This window comes from Microbacterium sp. Y-01 (genome assembly GCF_003856715.1).
Classification (GTDB): domain Bacteria; phylum Actinomycetota; class Actinomycetes; order Actinomycetales; family Microbacteriaceae; genus Microbacterium; species Microbacterium algeriense.
The window spans coordinates 1200496-1214421 of sequence record NZ_CP024170.1 but is presented as its reverse complement, the minus strand read 5'-3'; the positions used below and the strand labels follow the sequence as shown (position 1 = coordinate 1214421).

The following is a 13926-nucleotide window of genomic DNA, read 5'->3' as shown; positions in this document are numbered from 1 at the left end:
TGAGGCCGACTCGAACGGGCGCCTTGCCCGATGCCTAGAACGTACGACCGCGTGAGGGATTAACCCGCATTCGACACGCCAGCGATTCGTTACGCGCTGATGAACGTCTCATTGCCGAACGCCTGCAGCGTCTCGTCGAGCAGCAGCAGGGTCTCCGCATCCGTCCCCGCGTGCGGAGCCACCCGCACCGACGAGCCGCGTGCGGTCACCACCAGACCGGCGTTGGCCAGGGCGGCCGCGAGACGCCCCGGCTCCTGAGGGGCGAGGGCGACGATGCCGGCCCGCTGCGCGCGGTCCCGGGGAGACGTCACCTCGATGCCGTGACGGTCGGCGATCTCGATCACGGTGTCGACGTGCTCGGAGAGCCGCTCCTCGATCGCGGCGACGCCGCCGTCGCGGACGTCCCGCACGCCGATCGCGAGCCGACCGGCGGCGAGGGTGTCCGGCTGGCTCACGGTGTAGGCGCGTGCGGATGCCGCCGGCGCGGGGAGCTCATCGACGAACAGACCCGTCGCCGTCGTCCCGGTGATGCCGGACAGCACCGGCGCGATGCGCTCCCTCGCCCGCGGAGCGAACCAGGCGAAGGCGCTGCCTCGCCCGGCGCGGAGCCATTTGTAGCCGTGGCCGACCACCACGTCGGCGACGGAGAAGTCGACGTCGACGATCCCGAACGACTGGACCGCATCGACGATGAGGAGGCGATCAGGGCCGATCGCCTCCCGGAGCGCCGCCAGGTCGGCGCGGTAGCCGGTGCGGAAGTCGACATGGCTCACGGCCAGCGCGACGACGTCGTCGTCCAGCTCCTCGGTCAGCGCATCGGGCGTCACGCGGCCGTCGTGCGGTGTGATCCAGCGCGGGGTCACCCGGTGATCCGACGCGGCGGCGGCACGCTCGACGGTCAGGCTGACGCTGGGGAACTCCGCGGTGCTCGCGATGACCGCGCCGCTGAGCCCGTACAGGGCGTGCATGAGCCCGTGGGTGGACGACGGCTGCAGCGTCACGTCGTCGGCCTCGCCGCCGAGCAGCTCGGCGACGATCTCCTGGGCCTGTCCGATGCGTTCCGCGACGAGCGACAGCGAGGAGGGCCTGCCGCTGCCGAGCAGATCCGCATCGGCGAAGACCTCTTCGCGGACCGAGGGCGACAGCGGTCCGAACGCCGCCCAGTTCAGGTAGCCGGACTCGTTGTCGAAGGTGTCGACGTAGTCCTGGAAGGTGCTCACTGCGTCATTGTTGCACGCGTCGACCGGCGCCGTTCCCCGGTCAGCGGCCGAAGCGTCGATCGCGGTCCGCATAGTCGCGGATCGCCCGGAGGAAGTCGACCTGACGGAGGTCGGGGCCGAGCGCCTCCACGAAGTAGAACTCGCTGTGGGCGCTCTGCCAGAGCAGGAAATCGCTGAGTCGCTGCTCGCCGCTCGTCCGGATCACCAGGTCGGGGTCCGGCTGGCCTCCCGTGTACAGGTGCTCGCCGATCATCTCGGGGGTGAGATGCGCGGCGAGGTCCTCCATGGTCCCGCCCGAGGCCTCGTGCTTCGTGATGATGCTGCGCACGGCGTCGACGATCTCGTTGCGTCCGCCGTAGCCGACGGCGAGGTTCACGTGCAGTCCGGTGTGATCCTTCGTGCGCTCCTCGGCGGCGGCCAGCACGCGCGCGAGCTCGGGAGGGAGGATGTCCGAACGCCCGACGTGCTTGACCCGCCAGTTCTCCTCCTGCGACAGGGCCTCGGCGAGCTCGGCGATGATCTCGATGAGGTCGGCGAGCTCCGCCGAGTCCCGCTTGCGCAGGTTGTCGCTCGACAGCAGGTACAGCGAGACGACGCGCACGCCGAGCTCGTCGCACCAGCCGAGGAACTCCCGCATCTTGGCCGCGCCGGCCCTGTGCCCCTCCGCCGCCGAGTCGAACCCGAGCTGCCGCGCCCATCGACGATTGCCGTCGATCATCATCGCCACGTGGTGGGGGACGGATGCCGGATCGAGGTGGCGGCGCAGCCGACTCGTGTAGAGCCGATAGAGCGGCCCCCGCACCGGGCTCTCGCGTGGAATCACCTGTCTACGCTACCGTGCCGACCGCAGAGACATCGTGTGCGGATCCTGGGGAAATCTGCCCTTCGCGCCTCGGTGAGCGGCTTAGAGTGAGCACGTGAGCACTCCCGAGCAGCCCGGCCCCGACGTCCCCAAACTGCCCCTCATGGAAGCCGCGGACGTCGATGCGGCCGTCGAGATCCGACCGACCTGGCGCGGCTGGATCCATGCCGCGACCTTCCCCGTCGCCCTCGTCGCCGGCATCGTTCTCATCGTGGTGTCGCAGGGGGCGCCGGCCAAATGGGCCGCCGCCGTGTTCATGGCCACGTCGCTCCTCCTCTTCGGCAACTCCGCGCTCTACCACCGCTTCGACTGGAGCCCACGGGTCAAGGTCGTCCTGAAGCGCATCGACCACGCGAACATCCTGCTGCTCATCGCCGGGACCTACACGCCGCTCGCGACCCTCGCGCTGCCACCCGAGAAGGGCGTGCTGCTGCTGTCGCTGGTGTGGAGCGGGGCCCTGCTCGGCATCCTGTTCCGCGTCTTCTGGATAAATGCACCGCGCTGGCTGTACGTCGCCCTGTATCTGCTCCTGGGCTGGGCCGCGGTGATGTATCTCGTCGACCTCCTGCATGCGAACGTCGCGATGATGGTCCTGGTGATCGTGGGCGGACTGCTCTACACGGGCGGCGCGATCGTCTACGCGCTGAAGAAGCCCAACCCGTGGCCCGGCCACTTCGGCTTCCACGAGATCTTCCATGTCTGCACGGTGCTGGCGTTCCTGTGCCACTGGACCGCGTGCCTGCTCATCGCCCTGGCACCGCTGTCGCCCTCGCTGGGCGCCCCCTGATCGACGCTCAGCGCGTGGGCGGCTCGGGGTCCTGATCCGTGTCGCTCGACGCGTCCGTGCGCCGTGCCGAAGGAGGCTCCTGTCCCGACGCCTCCCGTTCCGCGGCGAGCGCGGCCTCTTCCGCGTCGAGCTCCTCGCGGACCTCTTCGCGGTAGCGCACCCGCCGGATGCGACGGTTCATGTCCCAGATCAGCAGGATCACCGCGAGCACGACGATCACGATCGCCGCGAAGCCGATGAACCCCGGGGTGACGGAGACCGGATCGACTGTCATGCTGGGCGTCGGCATCGGGGTCTCGGACAGAGAGAGCATGAATCGGCCTTTCGTACGCAGGTCGCATAACCTGGTAGCACCAGCCTAACGACCGGAAGAGCCCCCTGTGACGACCGCCCGAGACCTCGACGCACGCTACGGCCGTACCGGGCCCCGCCGACTGCCGTGGATCATCGCGGGTGCCGTCGCCCTGCTGCTGGTCGGCGCGTTCAGCTGGATGACCGTCGCCCAGTCCATGGGCTCGGTCGACGCCGACGATCTGGGTTTCGAACTGGTCGACGAGCACTCGGTGAACGTGAGCTTCCAGGTCACCGGCGTGCAGGGCAAGGACGTCGTCTGCGCCGTGGAGGCCCTGGACGAGGAGTTCGGCGTCGTCGGGTGGAAGATCGTCGAGATCCCCGCAGGAGACAGCCATTCCCAGGCTCGATCGGTCACTGTGCCCACGGTCGCGGAGGCGACGACAGGTTTGGTGAACACCTGCTGGGTCGCTTAGACTCGAGCCAGACAGACGACGCCCCGGCACCGTGCCGGGGCGTCTTGGCATATCCCCCGCAGCATTCCGGAGGATCCCGAAAGAAGGAGCTTCGTCATGTCCACCGATGCTCAGGTACCCTTCCTCACTCAGGAAGCGTATGACCGACTCGTCGCCGAGCTGGAGCACCTGTCCACCGTCGGTCGCGATGAGATCGCCAAGCGCATCGAGGCGGCCCGCGAAGAAGGCGACCTCAAGGAGAACGGCGGCTACCACGCCGCCAAGGACGAGCAGGGCAAGCAGGAGGCCCGCATCCGCACGCTGGAAGGGCTGCTGAAGACCGCTAAGGTCGGCGAGGCCCCCGCGAGCCGCGGCATCGTCGAGCCCGGAACCGTCGTCACGGCCGTCGTCGCCGGTGGCGAAGAGGTGTTCCTCCTCGGCAGCCGCGAGATCGCCGCCGGCAGCGACCTCGACGTCTACAGCGAGGCCAGCCCCCTCGGGCAGGCCATCCTCGGCCTCAAGGTCGGCGAGAAGTCCTCCTACGAGGCGCCGAACGGACGCTCGATCAGCGTCGAGATCGTCAAGGTCGAGACCTACACGGGCTGACCGCTCCCCCGACGCCGAGCGCCCCGACCTCCCGGTGGAGGTCGGGGCGCTGTCGTGTGGACAGGCGTCCGGTCAGTCCGGGACGAGCATCGGCTCGAACCCGGCGCGGCGGAGGGTGTCGAGAGTGAGCTCCGAATGCTCCGGACCGCGGGTCTCGACGCTGAGCTCGAGGATCACCTCGCTGATCTGCAGACCGTGGCCGTGCCGGGTGTGCATCGCCTCGATCACATTCGCGCCGGCCTCCGCGATCAGCTCCGACACGCGGGCCAGCTGGCCCGGGCGGTCGGGCAACGGGATGCGGACCGTCAGGTAGCGGCCGGATGCCGCCAGCCCGTGCGAGACCACGCGCTGCAGCAGGAGCGGGTCGATGTTGCCGCCGGAGAGCACGGCCATCGTCGTCCCGGTCCCGGAGACCTTGCCGGCCAGGATCGCCGCGACGCCCGCGGCTCCGGCCGGTTCCACGACCACCTTTGCCTGCTCCAGGAGCACGAGGATGGCGCGGGCGAGGTCATCGTCCGACACCGTGACGACCTCGTCGACGAGGTCCTTGATGATCGCGAACGGGAGGGCGCCAGGACGCGCGACCAGGATGCCGTCGGCGATCGTCGGCCGCGTCACGATGTCGACCGGCTCGCCCGCGGCGAGGGACGGCGGCATGGCTGCGGCGTTCTCCGCCTGCACGCCGATGATGCGGACCGTGCGCCCGAGTTCCGCCGCACGGGCCTTCACCGCGGCGGCGACGCCAGCGATGAGTCCGCCTCCGCCGATGCCGAGCACGACCGTGTCGACCTCCGGCGCGTCGTCGAGCAGCTCGAGTCCGAGCGTTCCCTGTCCGATCACGATGTCGCGGTGGTCGAACGGGTGGATGAGAACGGCGCCGGTGCGCTCCGAGAACTCCGCGGCGAGGCGCAGCGAGGTGGCGACCGTCTCCCCTTCCAGCACGACCTCCGCGCCGTAGCCCCGCGTGGCGAGCAGCTTCGGCACGGGAACGCCCAGGGGCATGAAGATCGTGGCGGGGATGCCGAGGGCCTGGGCGGCGAGAGCGACACCCTGCGCATGGTTGCCCGCAGAGGCCGCGACCACTCCGCGCGAGCGCTCCTCGGCGCTCAGCCGCGACAGCCGGTAGGCCGCACCGCGGATCTTGAACGACCCGGTGCGCTGGAGATTCTCCATCTTCAACAGCACCGGAGCACCGAGGGTGTCGGAGAGGGCCCGCGACGGCAGCGTCGGCGTGTGCGAGATCACCTCAGCCAGACTCTGAGCTGCGCTTTCGAACTCAGCCAGGCTGGGGACTGCGCTCATCGATTCCTCCGTCTCCGCTCACGCGGTACTGTGCTCCAGATCAGGTCGCCACTCGGACCGACGCCGGTGCGCCAGGAGCCCGAGCTGATGGTCACCGCCGCGACGTTCACGAACGCGGCCAGCGGAACGGCGAAGAGGGCGCCGGGGATGCCGGCGATCATCGCACCGCCCGCGACGACGAGGACGACGGCGAGCGGATGCACCTTCACGGCCGAGCCCATCATGATCGGCTGCAGGATGTGACCCTCGATCTGCTGGACGGCCAGGACGACCACGAGCATCCACAGCGCGATCCACGGGCCGTTGTAGACCAGGGCGAGGAACACCGCGACGGCACCCGTGACCACCGCACCCACGATCGGGATGAACGAGCCGAGGAAGACCAGGACGGCGACCGGCAGGGCGAGCGGCACCTGCAGCAGGAAGGCGCCGAGTCCGATGCCGATCGCGTCGATGGTGGCAACGAACAGCTGCGTCCGCGCGTAGTTCACGATCGTCGTCCAGCCGTTGCGGGCGGCACCGTCGACGGCGGGACGCGACTTGCGCGGGAAGACCTTCAGCGTCCAGCGCCAGATGCCGGCGCCGTCCGCGAGGAGGCAGATGAGGATGAACAGCGACAGCAGCGCACCCGTGGCGACATGGCCGACGGTCGTCCCGATCGCCAGAGCACCGGTCCACAGCACCTGCGCCTGCTCGTTCAGGAAATCGAGGCCCTGCTGCAGGTAGTTCGCGATCTGGGTGTCGGAGAGGCTCAGCGGTCCCTCGTGCAACCAGACCTGGAACTGGTCGAAGGCCTCGGTCGTCCGCTGCTGCACGTCGGGGAGCTGGGCGCGCACCTGCCAGACGACGAGCCACATGAGACCGGTGACGATGGCTGCGGTGCCGATCAGCGAGATGGCGATCGCCAGCCAGCGCGGGAGGCCGTGTCGGAGCATCCACGAGAACGCAGGCCAGAGCAGGGCCGTGATGAGGATGCCCACCATGAGCGGGATGACCAGCAGCTTCAGCAGCATGACCAGCCAGATGAAGACGCCGATCGCCGCCGCGATGATCAGCAATCGCCAGGCGTAGCTCGCCGTGACGCGCAGAGGCAGGGGCACCGCCTCATCGGCCTCGGTCGTCACGGTACGGTCGGTGGAGACCGGGCGCGGGCGGAACAGGTCGCGCAGCCGGGGTCGCTGGTCCTCGTTCATCGCCCAAGTCTACGGTCAAGCCGTATGCCGTTCCGCGCATCCTTTCCCCACGCGCAGGATGTCGGGGGCCGGAGCTACGCTGGCGGCGTGACCGATACCCTCAGCGCCGCCCAGGCACGACGCATCGCCCTGGCTGCACAGGGCTTCACCCGGGCGCGTCCGACGACCGTCTCGGCGCGGCATGTGCACCGCGTCATGGATCGTCTCGGCGTGCTGCAGATCGACTCCGTGAACGTTTTCGCCCGTTCGCACTACCTCCCCCTGTTCTCCCGGCTCGGCGCCTACGAGCCCGCGCTGCTGGACCGTGTCTTCCTGTCGCGCACGACGCACTACGTCGAATACCTCGCACACGAGGCGACGTTCATCCCGGTCGCGGACTGGCCGCTCTGGCGCTTCCGGATGGAGGACTTCCGTCGCCGCTGGGCCGCGGAGGACTCCTGGGCGAGCACCAACGCGCGTACGATGCGGTGGGTCCAGGACGAGCTGCGGACCCGTGGACCGCTGCGCCCCGTCGATCTCCGCGCCGACGCTCCCCGCGAGCGCGGCACGTGGTGGGATTGGGACGACGTCAAGCTCGCGCTCGAACACCTCTGGCGCACGGGCGACGTGGCGATCAGCGGTCGGCGCGGATTCGAGCGCACGTACGCTCTGGCGGAGCACGTCATTCCGCATGACATCCGCTCGCAGGAGATCGCCCGGGAGGACGCGATCCGGGAGCTGACGCGAAGGGCTGCGCGTTCGAGCGGCGTCGCGACGTCGTCGGATCTCGCCGACTACTACCGGATCCGCGACCGAGCGGCCGTGGTCCGCTCCATCGGAGAGCTCGTCGACACCGGCGAGCTCGAGCCGGTGCAGGTGCGCGGCTGGGAGCGGGCGAGCCGTCCTCTGCCCGCCTGGCGGCACCACGACGCGGTCCTGCCGCGCAGGGTCGACGCCGCCGCGCTGCTGACGCCCTTCGATCCGGTGGTGTGGTTCCGGGATCGCGCGCTCCGCGCGTTCGACCTCGACTACCGCATCGAGATCTACGTCCCGGCGGAGAAGCGCCGTTTCGGCTACTACTCGCTGCCCGTTCTCGTCGGAGACCGCATCGTCGCGCGGGTCGATCTCAAGGCGGACCGGCCGACGTCGACGCTGCAGGTGCAGTCCGCCTGGTGGGAGCCGCAGGCACGACCCGGCGACGCGGAGGCGATCGCCGCGGAACTGGCGCTCGCGGCCACCTGGCAGGGCCTCGAGCACGTGTCGGTGTCCGGCTGGGGCGATGCGACCGCTGCGGTGCATGATGCGCTGGTGGCCGGATCGGCATCGGGACCGGCGGTGCGGCGCCATGTGCATGCGCGCGAGGTCACGGCATGACGTCCCGACGGTGGTGGCTCGTGGGAGCCGCCGCCGCTCTCGCCCTGCTCATCGCCGGCGTGTGGTTCTGGGTGGCCTCGACGCGCTCGTCGACTCCGGAGGAAGCGGCCCTCGCCTACCTGCACGCGCTGGAGTCCGGCGACCCGGAGAGGGTGGCCGCGACCGGGGCCGCCGTGCCGGAACCCGCCCTCGAGGCCTTCGCGGCCGCGACCGCGCTGATCCAGGACGCCGAGGTCACTCACCGGGCCGATGGCGGGCCCCCCGCGTCCGCATCGGTCGACATCGGCTTCCACCTCGAGGGCGAGGAGCACATGGCTCGCTTGACGCTCGAGTCCGTCGATGGACGCTGGGTCGTCGACGAGTCCGGGCTCGGCACGGTGGCTGCCGATTCGGCGATCGGCACGCACGTCGCCGTCGGGACGGCGTCCGCCGCCGTCGGCGACGCCTTCCCCCTCGTGCCCGCCGCCTACGCGGTCGCCGCCGCGCCCACCGGGCTGCTCGCCGGCGAGAGCACGGTGCGCGTGCTGCCCGGCGAGAACGTCGCCGCGACCGTGGACGCACGACTGCGCCCGGAGGCCACGACGGCCGCGCAGGAGCAGCTGGATGCGCACCTCGCGACCTGCACGGAGCCCGCGGACACGGCGCCGGCGGGGTGCGGGATCCGGATCCCGTGGGGCACGGAGTTCCGCGAGGTGAGCGAGATCCGCTACCGCATCGAGCGGTCACCGACGGTGACCCTGACGCCGACGGCCTTCGTCGCCGACGGTGGGATCCTCGTGGCGACGATCACCGGCACCGGGCAGGACGGCTCACCGCGGACGACCACGTACCGGACGGATTCCTGGAGCGTGCGCGGCGACGTCGCGTTCAGCGCCGACGGGATCGAGCTCTCGGTCTGGTGAGCGCCGGTGCGGTCAGAACTGCACGCGCGGCGGCTCGGAGATCGCGCTGCTGTCGGCGACCTCGAAGAACTCGCGCTCGGTGAAGCCGAGACCCTTGGCGAACAGGTTGTTCGGGAACACCTTGATCTTGGTGTTGAGTTCGCGCACGCCGCCGTTGTAGAACCGGCGCGCCGCCTGGATCTTGTCCTCGGTGTCGACCAGGGCCTGCTGCAGCTGCAGGAAGTTCGTGCTGGCCTGCAACTGCGGATACGCCTCGGCGACGGCGAACAGACTGCGCAGAGCCTGCTGCAGGTGTCCTTCCGCGATGCCCGCTTCGCCCGGTCCCGAGGCGGTCAGGGTCTCGGCGCGGGCGCGGGTGACGTTCTCGAACACAGCCTTCTCGTGGGAGGCGTATCCCTTCACCGTCTCGATGAGGTTGGGGATGAGGTCGGCTCGTCGCTTCAGCTGCACGGTGATGCCGCTCCACGCCTCATCGACGCGGACGTTCAGCTGCACCAGCGAGTTGTACGTGGCCCACAGATAGATGCCGACGAGCAGGATCACTCCGACAACGATCAGTACCGGCACGAGCCATTCCATCAGAGGCCCACCCTTCCTCGTGTTTCTCTCATCCTAGACGCGCAGTCTGCACGTGGACTGGGCATGCGCGGGCTCGGGAGACCCGGTTCACGCGCCGAGGACCCGTTCGAGATAGCGGTTCCCGAAACGGCGGTCCGGGTCCATCCGGTCACGCAACGCGAGGAAGTCGTCGAACCGCGGATAGCGATCGCGCATCGTCTCCGCCGTCAGCGTGTGGAGCTTCCCCCAGTGCGGACGCCCACCGTGCTCGCCCATGATCTCCTCGACCGCTCCGAAGTACTCTGTCGGGTCGGCGCGCCAGTACCGGTGGACCGCGATGTAGGCGCTCGCGCGACCGTGGGCGGTCGAGAGCCAGCGGTCGTCGGCTGCCGCGAAGCGCACCTCGATCGGGAACTCGATCCGCCACCCGCGTCGGGCGATGAGGGCGCGGACCGCCTGGAACGCCGGGACCACGTTCTCGGCCGGGATCGCATACTCCATCTCCCGGAAGCGCACGGTCCTGCTCTGGATGAGCACGCGATGCGACAGCTCCGTGTACTCGCGGTCGCCGGTGAGCTTGACCGCGAGCCGGCTGAACGGCGGAGTGAGGGCCGGAACCACCTGGCCCGCCGCGCAGACCACGCGGTAGACGCCGTTGGAGAGCAGCGTCTCGTCGATCCAGCGCCCGACGACCGGGAGCGGTCTGCGCACGGTCGATTCGGGCAGGCGCGTCTGCCGCTTGGTGAGCGCGACCTCCGTGTGCGGGAACCAGTAGAACTCGAAGTGATCGGAGCCTGCGACGCGTTCACCGAGCGTGGCGAGGACGTCGTCCAGCGGCACCGGCTCGTCGATCGCGTGCATCACGAAGGCCGGCACGCACTGCAGCGTCACTTCGACGATGATGCCGAGCGCGCCGAGGCCGAGAGCGACGGCCGGGAGCAGATCGGCGTCGTGCTCCTCGTCGATCCGCCGGAACTCTCCGGATGCCGTGACCAGGGTGACGCCGACGACCTGCGTCGCCAGGCCGCCGAACCCGGCGCCCGTGCCGTGCGTGCCCGTCGAGATGGCACCGGCGATGGACTGCCGGTCGATGTCGCCGAGGTTCTCCATCGCGAGACCGTACGGTGCGAGGAGGCCGGGGATGCGATGCAGTCGGGTTCCCGCCAGAAGCGTCACTCGTCCGGTGCCGACGTCGGCCGAGATGAGCCCCTGCATGTCGTCCAGCTCGAGGAGGACGCCCGGGGCCACGGCGATCCCGGTGAAGCTGTGCCCAGCGCCGACCGCCTTCACCGGGAGTCCGTGCTTGACCGCGGCGATCACCGCGCGCTGAACACCCTCCGGGGTCCGCGGACGTTCCACTCGCACGGGCCGCACCGACGCCGACCGGCCCCAGTTCTGCCAGGTGCCGCCGATCCGCGTCACAGGAACGCCTTCCCCTCGCCACGGTAGGTCGGCAGCTCGTCGACGACCTCGTCTCCCGAGACCAGGTGGTACCGGTCGATGCGTTCGGCCGGTTCGCCGCTCTTGGCATGCCGGAACCAGACCCGGTCGCCCACCCCGAGCGCAGCGGCCGTGGGGCCCTGCAGCGGCGTCTGCACCTCGCCGGCCGCTTCCCGCGGAAGGGTGTGCAGCCGCTCGGGCCAGACCGGGCGCGGCTGTCGCGAGGCCACGGCAGGCCCGGAGGCGATCCAGCCCCCGCCGAGCACGGTGGCGATGTCGACGGCCGGGCGGCGGACGACATCGAAGGCGAAGGCGGAAGCGGGGGCAGGGCGGAAGGACCGATACCCGTCGAACAGGTGTCCGCCGAGGAGGCCGCTGCCCGCGCTCGCCTCGGTGAGGGACTCATCGCTCCCGGTGAACTCGAGCGACCCGGTCCCTCCTCCGTTGAGGAACTCGAAAGGAGCGATCCCGCGGACCGCGTCCACGATCGCCGCTCGGCGTTCGCGCAGCTCGTTCCGGGAGCGGGCCTGGACCATCCGGATCACGGGGGCGTCCGGTCCGGCCGCATCGCCCTGCCCCGCGATCTGGGCGTCGTACATCTGCAGCCCGACCAGGTCGAAGCCGGGCCGCGCGACGACCTTGCGCGCGAAAGCGGCGACCTCTCCGGCCGAGAACAGCGCCGAGCGCCGGACACCGATGTGCCCGAGGAGCGGCGAACGCCACGAGGCGTCGACGTCGATGGCGACCCGGATCGGAGGGCGGGTGCCGGGACCGGCGACGCTGTCGATCACGTCGAGATGAGCGAGGTCGTCGATCATCAGCGTGATGCGCCGAGCGGCCTGCTCGTCGGCGAAGAGACGCGCCAGGGCCGCACGGTCGACCGTCGGATAGCCGAGGACGATGTCGTCGTGCGTCTCCGCGAGCCAGAGGGCCTCCTCGAGCGTGAAGGCCAGGATGCCGCGGAATCCGGGGAGCTTCAGCACGGCATCGAGCACGGCGCGCACCCGCACCGACTTCGAGGCCACGCGGATCGGAAGGCCGCCGGCCCGCACCAGCAGGTCCATCGCGTTGTACCGCAGAGCCTCCCGGTCGATCACGGCGACGGGCGCCGGCAGATGTCCGGTGGCCGCCGACAGGCGCGGCCAGTAGCGGGCGGGATCCTCCCACTCGGGCGCGACCGCGGAGGCGCCGGAGGCGGGGCTCAGTTCATCGATGAGGTCGAGCACTCCCCCACCATACGGCCTGACGGCACCGCGGATCACCCCCGATGGCACGGCGTCGCACGCCCACCGCGACGATAGGCTGGCCGCGCGGCCCCCGTAGCCCAATGGCAGAGGCAGGCGACTTAAAATCGCTTCAGTCTGGGTTCGAGTCCCAGCGGGGGCACCCCCGCCGTCACGCCGGTGTCGACGTCGCGTCGCCGTCCTCGGCGGCAGCCCGCCGCTCGCCCGCCGCCTCCCGCATCCGACGGATGACGAGCACGATGAGGGCGATCGCGATCGCGGCATAGACGACGTAGTCGAGGTATCCGAGGTAGTGCTCGAGCTGCTCATGCTGCGTTCCGAGCGCTGCGCCGACGCCGATGAGCAGGGTGTTCCAGAGCCCGCTGCCGATCACGGTGTAGACGCTGAACAGGGCCAGGTTCATCCGGGACGCGCCGGCGGGGATCGAGATCAGACTGCGTACACCGGGCACCATCCGGCCGACCAGCACGGTCCATCCGCCGCTGCGCACGAACCAGTCCGAGCCGCGTTGCAGATCGGTCCGGCTCACCAGGCGGGTCGCGGCGAGCAGTCGGATCGCGCGGTCCATGCCGATCGCCGCCCCCAGGCCGTAGAGCAGGAGGGCGCCCAGCCAGGACGCGAGAGTGCTCCAGAAGATCAGCCACCCCAGGTGCAGTTCGCCGCTCTGGCTCAGGTAGCCCGCGAACGGCAGGATCACCTCGCTCGGGATCGGCGGGATGAGGACCTCGAGGAAGACGAGAACCCCGACTCCGATGTCGCCGAGCGCCGTGAGGACGTCGGCGGCGAACCCGGTCAGACCCGTGAAGCCGTGCTCGGCCTCGGTGACGACGAGCATGCCCGATCAGCGCCCGAACAGATCGCCGAGGCCCGGGACGCCGAGGTCACCGAGCCGGTCTCCCCATCCGGAAGCCGCGTCGCCGAGCCCGGACACCGCTTCACCCGCGGACCCGACGAGGTCTTCGGCTCCCCCGGACAGAGCATCGACGTCCACGCCCGCGGCGAGCGACTCGATATCCACGCCTTCCGCGAGCGCGCCGAAGTCGACTCCGAGTCCGGCCGCCTGCTCGAGGATCGGACCGGCCACGGTGCTGAGCACCGCGCCTCCGGCGACGACACCGAGGATGCCGACCGCGGCACCGCCGGCGGCGACGGCTGCACCTCCGACACCCGCACCGCGCACGCGGGAGAGCAAGCCGCGCATCCGCCCCGGCGTCATCGCCTCGGCGCGCCCTGCGGCGCGGGCCAGGTCGTCGGGAGAGGACGAGCGCGGACGCTCGTACGATGGGAGCTCTTCGCGCATGCGCGCCTCGACGAGGCTCCGCTGCGCCGGGCTCAGCCGCGCGAACGCCTCGCGGTGGATCTGCTCGATCCGCTGCGGATCAGCCGTCTGCAGGAGGTAGTCGTAGCGGGCGATCGCGGCGCGATCTGCCTCGGACGGCGCCTGCGGGGCCCGCGACGCACCGGCGGGCGGCGGCGCGTAGGGGTCAGCTGACCGGGGAGCCGGTGCGGCGCCGCTCCGCCCGGTGCCGGCGCCCTTGTCGAGCGCTTCGGAGGCGAGGCCGATCAGACGGGAGAGCTTGCCCATGGGTGGTCCCTTTCGTGGGGCGGGCCACCGGTTCCACGACGTCGCAGGGACGGCAGGGGCGCTCGGCAGCCCGCAGTGCGGGTGCCAAGGTCTCCTCCACCCTCGCGGGCCAGCGGGCCGGAGCATGA

At 70.5% G+C, this 13926-nt stretch carries 15 protein-coding genes and 1 tRNA gene; 6 read left to right on the top strand and 10 right to left on the bottom strand.

Going from position 1 to position 13926, the window contains the following annotated elements; genetic code table 11:
• Positions 1 to 89: 89 nt before the first annotated feature.
• Both CSX12_RS05640 and CSX12_RS05635 read right to left on the bottom strand, forming a co-directional pair.
• Complete coding sequence (locus CSX12_RS05640; protein WP_241160574.1) at positions 90 to 1220, bottom strand: aminotransferase class V-fold PLP-dependent enzyme; 1131 nt, start codon at positions 1218 to 1220, stop codon at positions 90 to 92.
• A 40-nt stretch (positions 1221 to 1260) separates the two neighbouring features.
• Positions 1261 to 2040 carry an isoprenyl transferase gene (locus CSX12_RS05635; RefSeq protein WP_026049939.1) on the bottom strand — a complete coding sequence of 260 codons (780 nt, stop codon included), beginning with the start codon at positions 2038 to 2040 and terminating at the stop codon, positions 1261 to 1263.
• 145 nt (positions 2041 to 2185) lie between these two features.
• On the opposite strand from CSX12_RS05635, the gene CSX12_RS05630 reads away from it, so the two are divergent.
• Entirely contained in the window at positions 2186 to 2869 is a 684-nt protein-coding gene (locus CSX12_RS05630; RefSeq protein WP_124896817.1) for a hemolysin III family protein, read from the top strand.
• 7 nt (positions 2870 to 2876) lie between these two features.
• On the opposite strand, the gene CSX12_RS05625 is transcribed toward CSX12_RS05630, so the two are convergent.
• A complete protein-coding gene (locus tag CSX12_RS05625) occupies positions 2877 to 3182 on the bottom strand; it encodes a hypothetical protein (protein ID WP_124895134.1) in 306 nt (101 codons plus the stop codon).
• A gap of 67 nt (positions 3183 to 3249) precedes the next feature.
• Between CSX12_RS05625 and CSX12_RS05620 the strand changes: the two genes are divergently transcribed.
• Together CSX12_RS05620 and greA are read left to right on the top strand one after the other, a co-directional pair.
• Positions 3250 to 3636 carry a DUF4307 domain-containing protein gene (locus CSX12_RS05620; RefSeq protein ID WP_124895133.1) on the top strand — a complete coding sequence of 129 codons (387 nt, stop codon included), beginning with the start codon at positions 3250 to 3252 and terminating at the stop codon, positions 3634 to 3636.
• Positions 3637 to 3732: 96 nt separating this feature from the next.
• A complete protein-coding gene (greA, locus tag CSX12_RS05615) occupies positions 3733 to 4221 on the top strand; it encodes a transcription elongation factor GreA (RefSeq protein ID WP_124895132.1) in 489 nt (162 codons plus the stop codon).
• A gap of 72 nt (positions 4222 to 4293) precedes the next feature.
• Here the strand turns inward: greA and ilvA are convergent, their stop codons facing one another.
• Both ilvA and CSX12_RS05605 read right to left on the bottom strand, forming a co-directional pair.
• Complete coding sequence (ilvA, locus tag CSX12_RS05610) at positions 4294 to 5523, bottom strand: threonine ammonia-lyase (protein WP_017203941.1); 1230 nt, start codon at positions 5521 to 5523, stop codon at positions 4294 to 4296.
• Positions 5520 to 6716 carry an AI-2E family transporter gene (locus tag CSX12_RS05605; protein WP_017203942.1) on the bottom strand — a complete coding sequence of 399 codons (1197 nt, stop codon included), beginning with the start codon at positions 6714 to 6716 and terminating at the stop codon, positions 5520 to 5522. The genes ilvA and CSX12_RS05605 overlap by 4 nt, the downstream gene beginning before the upstream one ends.
• Positions 6717 to 6803: 87 nt before the next feature.
• Between CSX12_RS05605 and CSX12_RS05600 the strand changes: the two genes are divergently transcribed.
• Together CSX12_RS05600 and CSX12_RS05595 are read left to right on the top strand one after the other, a co-directional pair.
• A complete protein-coding gene (locus CSX12_RS05600; protein ID WP_124895131.1) occupies positions 6804 to 8069 on the top strand; it encodes a crosslink repair DNA glycosylase YcaQ family protein in 1266 nt (421 codons plus the stop codon).
• A complete protein-coding gene (locus CSX12_RS05595; RefSeq protein ID WP_124895130.1) occupies positions 8066 to 8971 on the top strand; it encodes a hypothetical protein in 906 nt (301 codons plus the stop codon). The genes CSX12_RS05600 and CSX12_RS05595 overlap by 4 nt, the downstream gene beginning before the upstream one ends.
• Positions 8972 to 8983: 12 nt before the next feature.
• Here the strand turns inward: CSX12_RS05595 and CSX12_RS05590 are convergent, their stop codons facing one another.
• The 3 genes from CSX12_RS05590 to CSX12_RS05580 form a co-directional block, all read right to left on the bottom strand.
• Complete coding sequence (locus CSX12_RS05590; RefSeq protein ID WP_017203946.1) at positions 8984 to 9550, bottom strand: LemA family protein; 567 nt, start codon at positions 9548 to 9550, stop codon at positions 8984 to 8986.
• 87 nt (positions 9551 to 9637) lie between these two features.
• A complete protein-coding gene (locus CSX12_RS05585) occupies positions 9638 to 10951 on the bottom strand; it encodes a D-arabinono-1,4-lactone oxidase (protein WP_017203947.1) in 1314 nt (437 codons plus the stop codon).
• Positions 10948 to 12195 (bottom strand): alanine racemase, encoded by a 1248-nt coding sequence (locus CSX12_RS05580; protein WP_124895129.1) that lies wholly within the window; start codon positions 12193 to 12195, stop codon positions 10948 to 10950. Before CSX12_RS05580 ends, CSX12_RS05585 begins: the two co-directional genes overlap by 4 nt.
• Before the next feature lie 87 nt (positions 12196 to 12282).
• Here CSX12_RS05580 and CSX12_RS05575 point away from each other — a divergent pair.
• Positions 12283 to 12355: transfer RNA gene (locus tag CSX12_RS05575), tRNA-Leu, on the top strand.
• Between the two features lie 9 nt (positions 12356 to 12364).
• Here the strand turns inward: CSX12_RS05575 and CSX12_RS05570 are convergent.
• Positions 12365 to 13048, bottom strand: coding sequence for a DedA family protein (locus CSX12_RS05570; protein ID WP_124895128.1), 684 nt, complete (start codon positions 13046 to 13048; stop codon positions 12365 to 12367).
• A gap of 6 nt (positions 13049 to 13054) precedes the next feature.
• Positions 13055 to 13798: a cation-transporting ATPase gene (locus CSX12_RS05565; protein ID WP_124895127.1), complete on the bottom strand. Its 744-nt coding sequence runs from the start codon at positions 13796 to 13798 to the stop codon at positions 13055 to 13057.
• Between the last annotated feature and the right edge of the window lie 128 nt (positions 13799 to 13926).

Bases quoted from the DNA above. Each gene is read 5' to 3' on its own strand.
- CSX12_RS05565 (WP_124895127.1), bottom strand. From the start codon at position 13,798: ATGGGCAAGCTCTCCCGTCTGATCGGCCTCGCCTCCGAAGCGCTCGAC.
- CSX12_RS05605 (WP_017203942.1), bottom strand. From the start codon at position 6,716: ATGAACGAGGACCAGCGACCCCGGCTGCGCGACCTGTTCCGCCCGCGC.
- greA (WP_124895132.1), top strand. From the start codon at position 3,733: ATGTCCACCGATGCTCAGGTACCCTTCCTCACTCAGGAAGCGTATGAC.
- CSX12_RS05630 (WP_124896817.1), top strand. From the start codon at position 2,186: ATGGAAGCCGCGGACGTCGATGCGGCCGTCGAGATCCGACCGACCTGG.
- CSX12_RS05570 (WP_124895128.1), bottom strand. From the start codon at position 13,048: ATGCTCGTCGTCACCGAGGCCGAGCACGGCTTCACGGGTCTGACCGGG.
- CSX12_RS05590 (WP_017203946.1), bottom strand. From the start codon at position 9,550: ATGGAATGGCTCGTGCCGGTACTGATCGTTGTCGGAGTGATCCTGCTC.
- ilvA (WP_017203941.1), bottom strand. From the start codon at position 5,523: ATGAGCGCAGTCCCCAGCCTGGCTGAGTTCGAAAGCGCAGCTCAGAGT.
- CSX12_RS05595 (WP_124895130.1), top strand. From the start codon at position 8,066: ATGACGTCCCGACGGTGGTGGCTCGTGGGAGCCGCCGCCGCTCTCGCC.
- CSX12_RS05625 (WP_124895134.1), bottom strand. From the start codon at position 3,182: ATGCTCTCTCTGTCCGAGACCCCGATGCCGACGCCCAGCATGACAGTC.